General features: G+C 64.5%; 12 protein-coding genes and 1 tRNA gene. 5 read left to right on the top strand and 8 right to left on the bottom strand.

Annotation, left to right across the window (positions count from 1 at the left end; translation table 11 throughout):
- Window positions 1-8 precede the first annotated feature (8 nt).
- The 7 genes from NP534_RS02375 to NP534_RS02405 all read right to left on the bottom strand — a co-directional run bounded on the left by NP534_RS02375 (window position 9) and on the right by NP534_RS02405 (window position 6,349).
- The gene (locus NP534_RS02375; RefSeq protein ID WP_274097634.1) at window positions 9-977 is read right to left on the bottom strand and encodes a Csu type fimbrial protein; all 969 of its coding nucleotides are present in this window, start codon (window positions 975-977) and stop codon (window positions 9-11) included.
- Window positions 974-3,271, bottom strand: a complete 2,298-nt coding sequence (locus tag NP534_RS02380; RefSeq protein WP_274097644.1) for a fimbria/pilus outer membrane usher protein — start codon at window positions 3,269-3,271, stop codon at window positions 974-976. Before NP534_RS02380 ends, NP534_RS02375 begins: the two co-directional genes overlap by 4 nt.
- A gap of 108 nt (window positions 3,272-3,379) precedes the next feature.
- Window positions 3,380-4,156: a fimbrial biogenesis chaperone gene (locus NP534_RS02385; protein WP_274097635.1), complete on the bottom strand. Its 777-nt coding sequence runs from the start codon at window positions 4,154-4,156 to the stop codon at window positions 3,380-3,382.
- Window positions 4,157-4,195: 39 nt separating this feature from the next.
- Window positions 4,196-4,699, bottom strand: coding sequence for a Csu type fimbrial protein (locus NP534_RS02390; protein ID WP_033699040.1), 504 nt, complete (start codon window positions 4,697-4,699; stop codon window positions 4,196-4,198).
- Window positions 4,700-4,702: 3 nt separating this feature from the next.
- Window positions 4,703-5,236, bottom strand: a complete 534-nt coding sequence (locus NP534_RS02395; RefSeq protein WP_274097636.1) for a Csu type fimbrial protein — start codon at window positions 5,234-5,236, stop codon at window positions 4,703-4,705.
- An 18-nt stretch (window positions 5,237-5,254) separates the two neighbouring features.
- Entirely contained in the window at window positions 5,255-5,791 is a 537-nt protein-coding gene (locus NP534_RS02400; RefSeq protein WP_095063636.1) for a Csu type fimbrial protein, read from the bottom strand.
- Window positions 5,792-5,821: 30 nt separating this feature from the next.
- Window positions 5,822-6,349, bottom strand: coding sequence for a Csu type fimbrial protein (locus tag NP534_RS02405; protein ID WP_274097637.1), 528 nt, complete (start codon window positions 6,347-6,349; stop codon window positions 5,822-5,824).
- Window positions 6,350-6,644: 295 nt separating this feature from the next.
- Between NP534_RS02405 and NP534_RS02410 the strand changes: the two genes are divergently transcribed.
- From NP534_RS02410 to NP534_RS02420, 3 genes are read left to right on the top strand one after another with little or no spacing between them, the layout of a single operon-like run.
- Window positions 6,645-8,894, top strand: a complete 2,250-nt coding sequence (locus NP534_RS02410; protein ID WP_274097638.1) for an ATP-binding protein — start codon at window positions 6,645-6,647, stop codon at window positions 8,892-8,894.
- Window positions 8,895-8,909: 15 nt separating this feature from the next.
- Window positions 8,910-9,371 (top strand): response regulator, encoded by a 462-nt coding sequence (locus NP534_RS02415; RefSeq protein ID WP_033699046.1) that lies wholly within the window; start codon window positions 8,910-8,912, stop codon window positions 9,369-9,371.
- Window positions 9,372-9,384: 13 nt separating this feature from the next.
- A complete protein-coding gene (locus tag NP534_RS02420; protein ID WP_274097639.1) occupies window positions 9,385-11,772 on the top strand; it encodes a hybrid sensor histidine kinase/response regulator in 2,388 nt (795 codons plus the stop codon).
- Between the two features lie 126 nt (window positions 11,773-11,898).
- On the opposite strand, the gene NP534_RS02425 is transcribed toward NP534_RS02420, so the two are convergent.
- Window positions 11,899-11,973 (bottom strand) — tRNA-Gln (locus NP534_RS02425).
- Window positions 11,974-12,245: 272 nt separating this feature from the next.
- Between NP534_RS02425 and NP534_RS02430 the strand changes: the two genes are divergently transcribed.
- Window positions 12,246-12,488: a hypothetical protein gene (locus NP534_RS02430; protein WP_274097640.1), complete on the top strand. Its 243-nt coding sequence runs from the start codon at window positions 12,246-12,248 to the stop codon at window positions 12,486-12,488.
- 113 nt (window positions 12,489-12,601) lie between these two features.
- Window positions 12,602-13,565, top strand: a 964-nt coding sequence (gene zapE / locus NP534_RS02435; protein ID WP_274097641.1) for a cell division protein ZapE, incomplete at its 3' end; no start/stop codon positions are given.

Here is a 13,565-nt window from a genome sequence, read left to right on the forward strand (position 1 = left end):
GTCGACCGCTAAAACTGCACATCCAGCGTCACATTGTCGGTATAGGTGGCCGCCGGCGGTGTGGCCTGGTCGGTGTACACCTTGGCGTTGTAGTTGAACACCTGGCTGCCCGTGCCGGTGCCAGCCCCCGGGTTGATGTCGGCGTCACTGCTCGAACGTCGGGCCCCGGTGACCGAGCCCCAGCGCACCGCGCTGGCGCTCTTGAAAATATCGTAGGCCAGGTAGTTGTTGGCTGCGGATTTCATCCGGCGCCGCCCGCCAGACACGTTCTGCCCGTCATCCAGCCCCACCGTGTAGCTGGTACCCTTGGTGCAGGTCAGGCTTACGCCCTGGTTCACCGTGGCAAACCCCGATACCACGGGTGCACTGCCGAAACTGATGGTGGGGGTGGTGATCTGGCAGTCGTTGCTCACCGTCAGGCTGACCGTGAGCGGCTGGGTGCCGGAACTGTTGTCGCGCCCGATGCACAAACCGCCAATGCCGATGCCGTCGCAGTAGTTCCAGGCCCAGCCGACGCTCAGCGTTTCCTGATAGAGCCCCGCCGCAACGTTACTGCCGATCTGGGTCCGCATGTAGATCGGTACCGCCTTGGGCGTACCGTTGAGCAACCCGAGCAGGTCAATAATGCCGTTGCGGGCGAAATCGAAGGCCACGCCCCGGGTGATCGGGTAGTTGGTGCTGCTGTCGGCATACAACGTGTAGGGAATGACGTCGCCTGTGGGGCCGACCAAGCCACCGGTGGCCGGAAGAATGGTCGCCTTGAAGGTATCGCCACTGCCGAGCACGCTGAGCACCGAGCCGTTGCACTGCAACCCCGAATTGCTGCTGAAAGCGGTCTGTACCGTGCTGCGCACCAGGGTCGAACTGATGGTGCCAAATGTCGCAGGCACGGTTGGCACTGACGTGCATTTGCCCCATGCCACACCTGCTGGCAGCAGCAGCGCGCTGGCCCATAACCTTCGTTGCCAGGCCTTCATCGGCACACCAATGGGCCAATCAAGGGGATCGACCCTGCACTTTCAGGCAGGTCGAATTCGACCTGGCAATGCCCGCCCCCCTCCAGCGCAACTTGCAGGCGGTTGTGCGGCGACAGGTTCTCCAGGTAGACCAACCCATCCCAGCCAACCACGGCCTGGCTGCCACTTTCCTCATGGGTCACGCGGCTGCCGAGCTTGATCACCTGCTGATTGCCATCCACCAGCTCAATGCTCGCCGCCAGCACACGTTTGATCGGGAACTCCAGCAAGTAACCACTGCCCCGACGGACCGCCACGCGTTGCTCCACTTCCGGCGCCAGGATGTCGGGCGGCAGGTCCATCGGGTCGATTTCATACTTGCCCCGGTAGTAGCCGCTGCTGTACGGCACCAGCAGATGGCCGCTGCTGTCGGTGCGGCCGATCTGCTGGTTTTCGTAGCGCACCGGCACATCGGCATAGCCATTGGTGCTGACTACCACGAAGGCGTCGTCGATGCGGTTGGCGGCGAACACCCCGGCGTCCATCCACACCAGTGAGCCGCTGGCATCAGCCCAACGGGTCATCTCGCCACTGCTGCCATACACACCAGCCTGCAACTGCACCGACTGCAGGCGCCAGGTGGCATCGGCCTGGCGGTAGGCATCGCGGTTGCCACCGGTGGCGTAACCCAGGTTGTAGCCGACACCACCGCCCACCGGCACCGCACGGCTGTAATTGACCCGCTGCAGGTCCTCGCCTTCCTTGCTGCGTTCCACACTCATGGCCAAGGTGCCATTGAAGTCGAACGGAATCACCATTTGCGCCTGCACGGCCCACTGGCTATCACCAACCTCGCGGTTGCCCGACAGGTAGATGCTGGTGTTGCCCCATAGCGACTTGCTCCAGCTGAGGTTGATCAGCCGTGTGCGCGAACCGTCCCCGGCCCGGACATCGAAATAGCCGGCGCCGAGGCTGCCGTATTCGTTGAGGTTGAGGCTGACGGTGACCTGCTCGCTGCGTTGGCTCAGCTGCATGTCCGGGCTGTCGACCCGTGACAGGTCGGCATAGTCGCCATAGCGCTGCAGGCGCTGGTAGCTGAAGCCGATGCGCTGGCTGTTGTACTGGTAGCCGAGGGCGACCTGATGGCCCTTCTCGCCCTCGAACTGGCTCTGCGCCAAGGCCGCGTTGAGCACCCCGAAGTTGCCCACCCGCATGTTGCCACCCAGCCCGCCCAGCAAAAGCGATTCAGAGGTTTCGATGTGGCTTTCGAGGGTAAAGCTGTCGCTCAGGCCATAGCGCAGGCTGCCCGAGGCGACGCCTGGGCCGTAACTGAAGTCGCGCACCGCGTAGTCGCGGCGAAGGCTACCGGCAGCTACCGAAAAGTCCGACAGGCCTTTTTGCAGCAGGCTGCTGGTGACATAGAACGGCAGCGTGGTCGACACCTGCCGGCCAAGGGCGTCGGTGGTCACCACCACCGCCTCGCCGGCGCCGTTGATGAACGGCACGTTGGTCAGGGTGTAAGGGCCCGGCTGCAGCTCAGTGGTACTGGACTTGTAGCCGTTGATGAACAGGTCGAGCGAGGTCGGTACCGCCGCTTCACCGGCGAATGCAGGCAGTGGGTAGGTGACCAGGTCGGGACGGGCGGCGAAGTCTCGCGACAGTTGCAGGCCGCCGACCCGCACCGAGCTGGTCCAGGGCAAAGCACCGGTGACGAAATCACCGGCTTCGTAACTGAGCAGGCGTTGTTCATCCGTGAAGCGCCAGGTGCTGTCGTAACGCAGGAAGCCCTGGCGCGTCTGGTCGGCCTGCGCACCATTGAACGACTGGCGCCACTGACCGGTACTGGAGAACGTTCCCCAGCTATCGAACAGGCGCAGTTCATTCCAGGCCGCCAGGTAGGTGCCGCCTTCATCGGTATCGTTGAGGTACAGGTCGTAGTTGAACAACACGCCGAAGCTGCTGCGTGCATCGCTGGCCGGGTACAGGCTGCGGTCGCCGACCTGTTGGCCCGGCAGCCAGGCAGGCGGTACTTGCAACAGCAGGCGTTGGTTCGCGCTGTCGTAGTCGGTGTGCAGGCCTGGCACCGCATCCAGGGCCAGTTCGCCCTGGGGCTCGCCCGGCAGGCTGATACCGGCAGCACGCAACACATCGCTGCCCAAGTACAGGCGCCCGGCCCGTTGCTGCACCGGCACCAGCTCAGCCTTGGGCATCTGGTTCACCAACAGGTCGAGGTACAGCGTGGCATCGGCGGTGGCGGACATCTCCGTGGGTGGTGGTGGCAGGTCGTCGGCCAGCACCAGGCAGGGGCCGAACATGGCCAGCACCAGGCACCAGCGGCGCGTTGTCGCCGACAGCCAGTTCACACACGGTTTCCAACCATTGCCGGGTCCTCCCTGGCCCCTGCCCTTCATTCAATTGCTGGCTCATTGCCCTTGGCGGATGGCATCCGCCGCGCTCTGGCCATTGACCCGCCCCTTGAGCACGCTGCCGGCGCTCGGCGCCAGTGGTGCAGGCCAGCGCATGCTGGCACCGGGCAGCACATAGCCCAGCAGGCCTTCGGCCAATGGTTTGCTCTGGCTGCCTTGCTGCACCACCATGTCGGTCAGGCGCGCATGCACCGGGCCGGTGTTGCGCAGTTCCACGTAGGGCTTGCCCTGCACCGTCACCGCGCGCCAGCTCAATTGCGGCTTGCCCACACCCTCGGCGTTGCGCTTGCCCTCGGGGTCGGCCTTGCCCCACAAGCCTTCGCCGTAGACAAACAGCGGCACCGAGTAGCGCATCTGCAGGCGGATGGCGGCCGTGGCGCCCTGGCTGGCGGGATCGGCCGGTATCGCCGGGGGGATTTCATCGATGATGATGCGATAGGCCTGCTCCTGGCCGGCGGGCGAGCTGCCAGTGCGGGTCAGGCGAATCAGCTGCTTCTGCCCGGGGGCGATGTTGGCCACTGGCGGGCTGCCAATGATGTCACGCTGCGGCTGAAACTGCTCCTGGTACTCCCCCTGGCGCCAGGCGAACACCCGCACCTGCAAGTTGGCCGGGGCGCTGCCGCGGTTTTCCAGCCACAGCGCACCGGCCTTCTGGTCGGCCTCCAGCACCGGGTCAATCGGCCAGATCAGCACCGAGGTGGCGGCCCCCACCGGCAGGCCTGCCAGCAGCAACAACCCGATCAAACCATGCGCCCACTTCGCGCCTGCCCCCATGCCACTCTCCTTAGATTGCTGTAATTGGTGCCGGCTGTTTCACCAGGTCACCGTCACTTGCACTACATCGGTGTAGGTCCCTGCCGGCAGCGTGCCGGTCAACTGGGTTCGGCCATACACGGGCAACTTGATCGCCGTGGGGTCGGTGTAACTGACCGCCACGCTCTGGCCGATGCCAAAGGCTTGGCTGTAGGCCGCGTCGCGGTACAACTGGTAGGCCAGCACTTGCGTGCCGCCCGTGCGTTTGAGGTTGCGCGTGCCGCTGGCGTTGTTCTGCCCGCCGTCCAGGCTCATGCTCAAGGCCACGCCTGGGGTGCACTGGAAGGTCACCGTGCTGCCTCCCAGCGAGGTACTCAGGGTGCCGCTGGCCAGCGCCGACTGGGTGCCGAAGTTGAGCGCTCCGTAATTGCTCACGCCCCCGACCACCAGGCAGCCGGCGACGATCTGTGCAGACACCTGGAACGTGCTGGTGGGCGCCGCACCCAGGGGCGTCGCCAGCAGCACAGCGATACCCGTGAGGCCACCTGCCAGCCAGGCGCGCATGGCTCAGAACGTCAGCTCGACCGCCACGGTGTCGGTGTACACCCCCGCCGGCAGCCCAGCCTTGCCGCGTGCCTGGCCGTACAGGTTGACGGTTTGCGCCACGCCGGTGCTGGTCGGCAAGGTGATGGTGGCGTCGATGACCAGCACCTGGGTGCGCCCGGTGTCGGTGTAGAAGTCATACGGCACGAAGTTGCCGGCACCGTCGGCGAGCGCACGCGTGCCGCCGCTGGACTGGCCATCGTGGCTACCGGCCCGCACGCGGATCGCCGGTATGGTGCCCGCCGAGCACAGGATGCTCATGGCGCCACCGCTACCGCCAAGCACTTGTGCGTTGGCGGTGCCGAACAGGGCATCCTGGGTACCGAAGTCGAGGGCACCGAAGTTCAACCCTGAACTCGCGGAACTGCCGTTGACCTGGCAGGCCGAGATCAGTGTCAGCGTCGAGGTGATGTTGCCGGTCACCGTGGCGGCCTGGGCCTGGGAAGCCAAGGCCAAACCGAGGCCGGCGAGGATGCAGTGGGTGAGGTTCGTTCGCATCGGAGTCTCCTTGCGTGGTTACCAGTCCAGGGTCACTCTCAGGGTGTCGCGGTACAGCCCGGCAGGCAGCGCGCGCGGTTGCGCCACCACCACGCCGTAAATCGGAATCGGAATCTGCTGGGTGCTGCTGATGGTGAAGGCGCGCGCCTGGCCGATGCCGTAGCGGCTGTTGCCGCCTGGGTCTACCGCCAGTTGATAAGGGATCAGTTCACGGCCGTTGCTCAGGCGTCGCACACCGTCGCTGCCATTCAAGCCGCCATTGATCCGCACATTGAAGGCCCGCACCTCGGGCGTGCAGCTGATCTGCAAGCTGCCTTCGCCGGCCACTTCGTCGACCCGACTGCGCAGTGGCTGGTCCCAGTTCGGGCCGCGTTCACCGAAGTCCATCAGGCCGGGGTTGCCCAGGGTCGCGGGCTGGTCGGTGCCGCTGCTGATCTGGCAGGCCGCGCTGATCACTAGCCGTGCCTGGATGAAACCGGTGGTGGTGCCATGGGCCATACCGCCGGGCAACAGCAGCGGGCCAAGGGTAAGCAGCAGGATCGAGGTGCGGTTCATGGCGTCGCGTCCTTGTGCATGGTGGCGTCCCTACCAGGTGACCGTGATTTTGAGCAGGTCGCCATACAGGCCTGCCCGTGGCACCCAGGCCAGTTTGTCGATACGGGCGTATAACGGCAGTTCTATGGACCCGCTGTCCGGCACCCGTGCCGAATGCGCCACATCGACCGCAACCGGTTCGCGCCAGGCAGCGTCGCGGTACAAGCGATAAGGAATGGGCCGGGCCTTGCCGTCGTCGTTGGCCAGAAAGCGCAGCTCACCTGCGCCACCGTGCTGGCCGCCATCGACCCGCACCTGGTAGGGCGTGTCAGGGTTGCATTCAAGGCGTGGCGGCCGTTGGTTGAGGAGTACGCCGCTCAAAGGCGCATCAGGGCCATCCAGACGCGCAGCGCTACCCAGGTCGATCCGACCCAACGCTTGTGCGCCAGCGTCGCGCGTCTGGTTGACGAGCATGCAGCCGCGCTGCACCAGCACCCGTACTTCCACGAGAAAGTCAGCCGCTACGGCACTGCCGCTCAACATCAGGCCCAACAACGCGGCCACAAAGCGTTCCGTCACTTGATAATCCTTGTCGCTGTGTGCTCACCTGAGCGTAGCAGCGCGTTGGAATATCATTGATGGCTTCAAGCCATTTTTTGGTATTAGCGAGAAAGCGATAGCGCGTGTTCAAGGCCACTCCCCGACAGCCGTCAGGAAAAAATCTTCTTCATCAGCGAACCCCTCGTCGCACAGTGCCTCCAATGGCCATGAGCCGGCAAATCAGCCGACATTCTGGTACGGTGCATGGCTACCCTCATCCCGTGCCAGACAGATGCGGCATGCATGGACAGGCATGACAGGAGCGTTTTCATTGATGACTGCAGACAACCCATTCGCCGAGGCCGCAGAGCGCTGTGCCCAGGAGCCTATCCAGGTGCCTGGCAGCATCCAGCCCCACGGGTTTCTGCTGGTGCTGGACGAAACCGACCTGCGCGTCCTCCAGGCCAGCGAGAACACCGAGCGCTGGCTCGGCTTGCCGGCCAGGGAGCTGCTGGGCTGTACGGTTGGCGACCTGGTCAGTGACGCCTTCGATGTACGGGCGCACCTTGCCCGCCTGCCCGACGACGAGGCTTTTCCTTTCCATATAGGCGATGTGCGCCTGCGCCAGGGCGCCCCCTGCACCGAGCCATTGCGCGTAATGGCCCACCGTCACGACCAGGTGCTGATCGTCGAGTTCGAGCCGGTGCGCAGGCCTGCGAACGCGGCCGAGCAAGGTGATTACTACCCACTGGTGCGCAGCTTTGTCGGCAACCTGCACCTGGCTGCCAGCCTTGAGGAGTTGCTGCAGCAGTCGGTGCAACAGCTCAAGCGCATCACCGGTTTTGGCCGGGTCAAGGCGTACCGTTTCGACAGCGAAGGCAACGGTCAGGTGCTGGCCGAGGTGGCCGACCCAGGCTACCCCAGCTACCTGGGCCTGTGCTTCCCCGCTTCGGACATCCCGCGCCAGGCCCGCGAGCTGTATCGGGTCAACCGTATCCGCGTGATCGAAGACGTTAACTACCAGCCCTCGCCGCTGGTGCCCGCCGCCAACCCGCGTACCGGCAAGGCACTGGACATGAGCTTCGCTGCGCTGCGCAGCGTGTCGCCGGTGCACCTGCAATACATGCGCAACATGGGCACCCTGGCGTCGATGTCGCTGTCGATCGTGGTCGACGGGCAGCTGTGGGGGCTGGTGTCCTGCCACCATGATCAGCCGCGTCCGGTAGGCCTGCCTACCCGCACCGCCTGCGAGCTGCTGGCCAGCGTGCTGTCGCTGCAGATCGAATCGCGGGAGTCCCACGCCAGCACGCGCAAACTGCTCGACCTGCGCCAGCACATCGTGCGCATGATTTCGTCGATGGCCGACCATGACAGCGTCAGTGACGGCCTGCGCGACCTGCCCGAAGTTTTGCTGGAGTTCGCCGACGCCTGCGGCGCTGCGGTGATCTCGGCCGACCGCTGCGACCTGATCGGCAAGACGCCACCGCAAGCGCAAGTCACGGCGCTGGTGCATTGGTTGGCCCAGCGCGGTGAAGACACGGTGTTCCACAGCGACAACGTACGCCGCGACATCGACGAGTTGCCTGAGCTGGCGGCGCATGTCGGCGGTGTGCTGGCGGTGGCCATCTCGCAAATCCATTCGCACTACCTGGTGTGGTTCCGCCCTGAACAGGTGCGCACGGTGAACTGGGCCGGGCAGCCTGCCAAACAGCTCGGCCCGCAAGGCCAGCTGGACCCGCGGCACAGCTTCGAGCGCTGGCAGGAAGACGTGCGCGGCTACTGCCAACCCTGGGACCCGTTGATCGTCGAAGGTGTGGTTGAACTGCGCACCGCCGTGCTCGGCATCGTCCTGCGCAAGGCCGAAGAGCTGGCGCAACTGGCAGGCGAGCTGCGCCGTTCGAACAAGGAACTCGAAGCCTTTTCCTACAGCGTGTCCCACGACCTGCGTGCGCCCTTGCGGCATATCGCCGGCTACACCGAGTTGCTGGGCGAGATCGAGGGCCAGGGCCTGAGCGAACGCGGTCGACGTTTTTTGCAGCATATAGAAGAAGCGGCGCATTTTGCCGGCAGCCTGGTGGACAACCTGCTGAACTTCTCGCAGATGGGCCGCTCGGCCCTGCGCTTGTCGGATGTCGACCTCAATGCCCTGGTCGACGCCATTCGCACCGAGCTGGCCCCGGACTACCAGGGCCGCGAAATCGTCTGGGACATCGCCACGCTGCCGAAGGTGATTGCCGACCCGGCGTTCATCAACCTGGCGCTGCAGAACCTCATCGGCAACGCCATCAAGTACACCCGTGGACGCGACCCGGCGCGTATCGAAATCAGCGCCCAGGTGCATCAGGGCGAAGTCGAGGTGTGCATCCGCGACAACGGCGTGGGGTTCGACATGGCCTACGCCAACAAGCTGTTCGGCGTATTCCAGCGCCTGCACCGGATGGAAGACTTCGAAGGCACCGGGATCGGCCTGGCAAGCGTACGCCGCATCATCGAGCGCCATGACGGCCGCGTCTGGGCGCAAGGCCAGATCGACCAGGGCGCCAGTTTCCACTTCACCCTCCCGCGGCCTGCCGCGACTACATGAGGCCCCTGTACCATCATGCTCAAACCCATCCTGCTGGTAGAAGACAACCCCCGGGACCTGGAGCTCACCCTGCTGGCCCTGGAGCGCAGCCAGTTGGCCAACGAAGTCATCGTGCTGCGTGACGGCGCCGATGCCCTGGACTACCTGTTGCGCCGCAATGCCTATGCTGCACGCGACGACGGCAACCCCGCCGTGCTGTTGCTGGACCTCAAGCTGCCCAAGGTCGATGGCCTGGAAGTGCTCAAGGAAGTCCGTTCCACCCCTGACCTGCGCAGTATCCCGACGGTGATGCTGACCTCGTCGCGAGAGGAACCCGACCTGCTGCGCGCCTACGAGCTGGGGGTCAATGCCTACGTGGTCAAGCCCGTGGAATTCAAAGAGTTCGTCGCCGCCATCTCCGACCTCGGGGTGTTCTGGGCCGTGCTCAACGAACCGCCACCCGGCTCGCTGCGCCTGAACCGCCGCAGCAGCAATTGAGGCCACCGCAAAAATGCTGCCAACGCCGCTGAAACTGCTGATGGTCGAAGACAGCTCGATGGACGCCGAGCTGACCCTGCTGCGCCTGGAGCGCAGCGGGCTGCACGTTGAGTCGCAGCTGGTGTTCGACCATATCGGGGTCGAACACGCGCTGCGCGAGGCTCATTACGACCTGATCCTCTGCGACTGCGTGCTGCCCGGCTCGTCCGGCACCGACGTGCTGGCCATTGCCCAGCGCCTGGCACCGGACACCCCGTTCATCTTCCTTTCCGGCATTTACGGTGAAGAGCACGCGGTGGAGATGATCCGCCTGGGTGCCACCGACTATGTGCTGAAGAAAAACCTGCCCCTGCTGCCCAAGGCCGTGCGCCGGGCCCTGACCGAGGTACAGGAACGCCAGCGCCGGCGCCGCGCCGAAGAAGCGCTGGCAGATGTCGAAGCGCGCGCACGCATCGCCATCGACGCCGCCGGCATGGGCACCTGGGACCTGCGCCCACAAGAAGGCCTGCTGCTGTGGGACGACCGCTGCAAAACCTTGTTCGGGCTGCCCACCAGCACCGAAATGAGCATGGACGTGTTCCTGGCCGGCATCTACCCCGATGACGTCGCCATGGTCCGTGACGCCGTGCAGCAAGCCATGCGCCCCGAGAGCGGCGGCCACTACCGGGTCGAATTCCGTAGCGCACTACTCGCCGGCCTGGAACCGCGCTGGCTGCTCAGCAGCGGCCAGACCCAGTTCGTCGACGGCCAGTGCGTGCGCTTTTCCGGCGTGCTGCAGGACATCCATACCCAGCGCCAGGCCACCCAAGCCCTCAAGCAACTCAACGAGATGCTCGGTGAACGCGTCGAACGCCGCACCCGTGAACGTGACCGTGCCTGGGAGCTGTCGCAGGACCTGCTGGCGGTGTTGAACAAAGACCTCACCCCGGTCGCGCTCAACCCGGCCTGGGAGGCGAGCCTGGGCTTCTCCCGCGAGCGGCTGAGCCAGGCCTCGCTGCTGCACCTGTTACCCGAACCCGATCAAGAACTGTTGCTCACCGAACTGGCCGCCCTCGCCCACGGCCGCACCAGCGCGCGCTTCGTCGGGCGCATCCTGCATGCCGGCGGCCAGCAGCGCTGGCTGTCCTGGGTAGTGGTACCGGAAGACACCCTGCTGTATGTGGTGGCCCGCGACATCACCAGCGAGCGCGAGGCGGCCCTGGGGCTGGCCGAGGCCAACACCCGCCTGCGTGAGCAAATCACCGAGCGCGAGCGCATCGAGGCCGCGTTGCAACAGATGCAGCGCCTGGAAGCAGTCGGCCAACTGACCGCTGGCGTGGCGCACGACTTCAACAACCTGCTGACAGTGATCCTCACCGGTGCCAGCTTCCTTGAGCGCGACCTGAACAAGGCCGACCTGAACAAGGCACGCACCCGCCTCACGCATATTCGCGAAGCGGGCGAACGGGGTGCCAAGCTGACATCGCAGTTGCTGGCCTTCTCCCGACGCCAGCGCTTGGAGCCGGTGCCACTGAACCTGAACCGGACCCTGGCCGGCCTTGAGGAGTTGCTGCGCCGCACCCTTGGCGGCAACGTGTCGGTGCGCCTGGACCTGGACCCGAACCTGTGGCAGGCACTGACCGACCCGACCCAGACCGAGATGATCATCCTCAACCTGGCGATCAATGCCCGGGATGCCATGCCGGACGGCGGCCAACTGGCCCTCTCGACCCGCAACACCCACATCGAGGCCCGCCCTCAGCGCCCGGAAGACCCTGACCCCGGCGAGTACGTGATGCTGAGCATCCGCGACACCGGCTGCGGCATGAGCGAAGACGTGCTGGCCAAGGTGTTCGAGCCCTTCTTCACCACCAAGGACATCGGCAAGGGCTCGGGCCTGGGCCTGGCCCAGGTATTCGGCTTTGCCAAGCAGTCGGGCGGTGGCGTGCGCATCGACACCGAGCCTGGTCGCGGCACCCAGGTGGCAGTGTACCTGCCGGCGGTAAAGGATCACGTGCAGAGCGAACCGGTGGCCCCACTGCTTGCCCAGCCGACCAGTGCAAGTGGCCACAACCGCACGGTGCTGCTGGTGGATGACGACCACCTGGTACGCGACATGCTCGGCGATGTGCTGCGCCAGTACGGCTATCAGGTGCGTCAGGCGCACAGCGGTGAGCAGGCCCTGGCCTTGCTCGATGACGAGATTGACTTGTTGCTGACCGACTTTGCCATGCCCGAATTCAACGGCGCGCAGTTGGCGCTGGCGGCGCGCGAACGGCACCCGCGTTTGCCGGTGGTGTTTCTGACCGGTTATGCAGAGCTGGAGGGGTTGGAGTTGCCGGGTAGCCTGGTGATGCAGAAGCCTGTGCAGGCCGATGAACTGGCGCGTGTGCTGAGTGAACTCTTGCGCACCTCGGCGTAGTTTGCACCCCCTGCCCTTGTCGCCGGCTTACCGGCGACAAGGGCAGGCACAAACGCCGGAAACGAGAAAACCCAGCGCTTATCTTGCTAAGCACCGAGAAAAGAACAGGTAATGTGAAACAGAAAATGGCAGGGGCGGCTGGATTCGAACCAACGCATGGCAGGATCAAAACCTGCTGCCTTACCGCTTGGCGACGCCCCTGTATCGGATGCAGCAATTGCTGCTCTGACAATTCCAACTGCCTGACAACTGGGTTGTTGTCGTGGAATGCGCGGCACTTTAACAACATTCTTTCGACCTGTGAACCCCCTTGATGAAAAAAAATGCTTTAAAACAGCAAGTTACTCTTCGTCACCGGTGCGAAGCGCCCATCCCCGGCAACCACCCGTCGCTTTCCCCCTGCCCCGCGTCAACACAATCGTATTTCACCCTTCCAATCAGATAAGCGCACTGCATTGACCAAGGAGGCACCCATGCCTGTCTCACACGACCTTTACCAGGACTTGCACTACCCCCGCGAAATCGTCCAGCAACGTCGCCAGCAGGACAAGGCCCTGGACCGGCTGCTGGACGAGTACATGGACATCGACAACCAGGTGCTGGCCGCCGAGTCGATCTCCGCTGGCAATTTCGTCGACGAAGACCTGCGCCACCTCAAGGAACGCCGCTTGGCGGTGAAGTACATGATCGAGCGCCAACTGGAACGTAAAAGCTGAGAGCCTCCCGACCTATCTCGTCAGGCGATCATTGCCCACTGCTTTCTCTATTGGTCAAAATGGCGGCCTTCGCGCAAGCTGAGCTGCGCCCCCTCGACCACGGAGCTATCGATTTGCCTGCCTGGATCCCTACCCCGCTGCGTCAGCTCGGCCAGCGCCTGCGCGCAAGCGCTGCCCCTCAGAGCGAATTGCTGGCCTGGTTCGAGGACAAGGCCAGCAGCCGTGGCTACCAGCTCAGCGAGGGTCAGCGGCGGGTCATCCAGTGCATGGCCGAGCAGTTGGCGCAGCTGGAAAACGGACAACCACGCAGCCTTTACCTGCATGGCTCGGTCGGCCGGGGCAAAAGCTGGCTGCTCGACGGTTTTTTCCAGGCTGTGCCGGTTGCGACCAAGCGGCGCCTGCACTTCCATGATTTCTTTGCCCGACTGCACCAGGGCATGCACCGCCACCGGGCGCTGGACGATGCCCTCGGGGCGACGCTGGACGAGCTGCTCGGCGAGTGTCGAGTGCTGTGTTTCGACGAATTCCATGTGCATGACATTGGCGATGCCATGCTGCTCACCCGGCTGTTCACCGCGTTGTTCGAGCGTGGGATATGGCTGTTGGTCACGTCGAACTACGCACCGGAAGGGCTGTTGCCCAACCCGCTTTACCATGAACGTTTTCTGCCGGTGATCCGCCTGATCAACGGCCGAATGCAGGTGCTGGAAGTCGGCGGCGACACCGATTTTCGCAGCCTGCCAGCCAACCGCGAGCACCAGCGGTTTACCCAAGGTCACTATGTGTGGCCCGGCACCGCCGAGCAGCGCCAGGCACTGAACGTGCCGGGCGCGCAGCCTGCCACGCTGGATATCAACAAACGCAGCCTGCGCGCACTGGCCCATCAAGGTCGGCAGGTGATGCTTGCTTTCGACGACCTGTGCGAACAGCCTACTGCGGTCATCGATTACCTGGCACTGGCGGCGCAGTACGATGAGTGGGTCATTGATGGGCTGGGCGATTTGTCCGACTGCTCATTGGCCGCGCAGCAGCGGTTCGTGAACCTGGTGGATGTGCTGTATGACCAGGACAAGCAAC

This window comes from Pseudomonas sp. 39004 (genome assembly GCF_028682155.1).
GTDB lineage: Bacteria > Pseudomonadota > Gammaproteobacteria > Pseudomonadales > Pseudomonadaceae > Aquipseudomonas > Aquipseudomonas capeferrum.

Excerpts from the sequence above, each read along its gene's own strand:
- NP534_RS02385 (WP_274097635.1), bottom strand. The coding sequence starts at position 4,156 with ATGGGGGCAGGCGCGAAGTGGGCGCATGGTTTGATCGGGTTGTTGCTG.
- NP534_RS02420 (WP_274097639.1), top strand. The coding sequence starts at position 9,385 with ATGCTGCCAACGCCGCTGAAACTGCTGATGGTCGAAGACAGCTCGATG.
- NP534_RS02375 (WP_274097634.1), bottom strand. The coding sequence starts at position 977 with ATGAAGGCCTGGCAACGAAGGTTATGGGCCAGCGCGCTGCTGCTGCCA.
- NP534_RS02415 (WP_033699046.1), top strand. The coding sequence starts at position 8,910 with ATGCTCAAACCCATCCTGCTGGTAGAAGACAACCCCCGGGACCTGGAG.
- NP534_RS02395 (WP_274097636.1), bottom strand. The coding sequence starts at position 5,236 with ATGCGAACGAACCTCACCCACTGCATCCTCGCCGGCCTCGGTTTGGCC.
- NP534_RS02390 (WP_033699040.1), bottom strand. The coding sequence starts at position 4,699 with ATGCGCGCCTGGCTGGCAGGTGGCCTCACGGGTATCGCTGTGCTGCTG.
- NP534_RS02400 (WP_095063636.1), bottom strand. The coding sequence starts at position 5,791 with ATGAACCGCACCTCGATCCTGCTGCTTACCCTTGGCCCGCTGCTGTTG.
- NP534_RS02430 (WP_274097640.1), top strand. The coding sequence starts at position 12,246 with ATGCCTGTCTCACACGACCTTTACCAGGACTTGCACTACCCCCGCGAA.
- NP534_RS02410 (WP_274097638.1), top strand. The coding sequence starts at position 6,645 with ATGACTGCAGACAACCCATTCGCCGAGGCCGCAGAGCGCTGTGCCCAG.
- NP534_RS02380 (WP_274097644.1), bottom strand. The coding sequence starts at position 3,271 with ATGTTCGGCCCCTGCCTGGTGCTGGCCGACGACCTGCCACCACCACCC.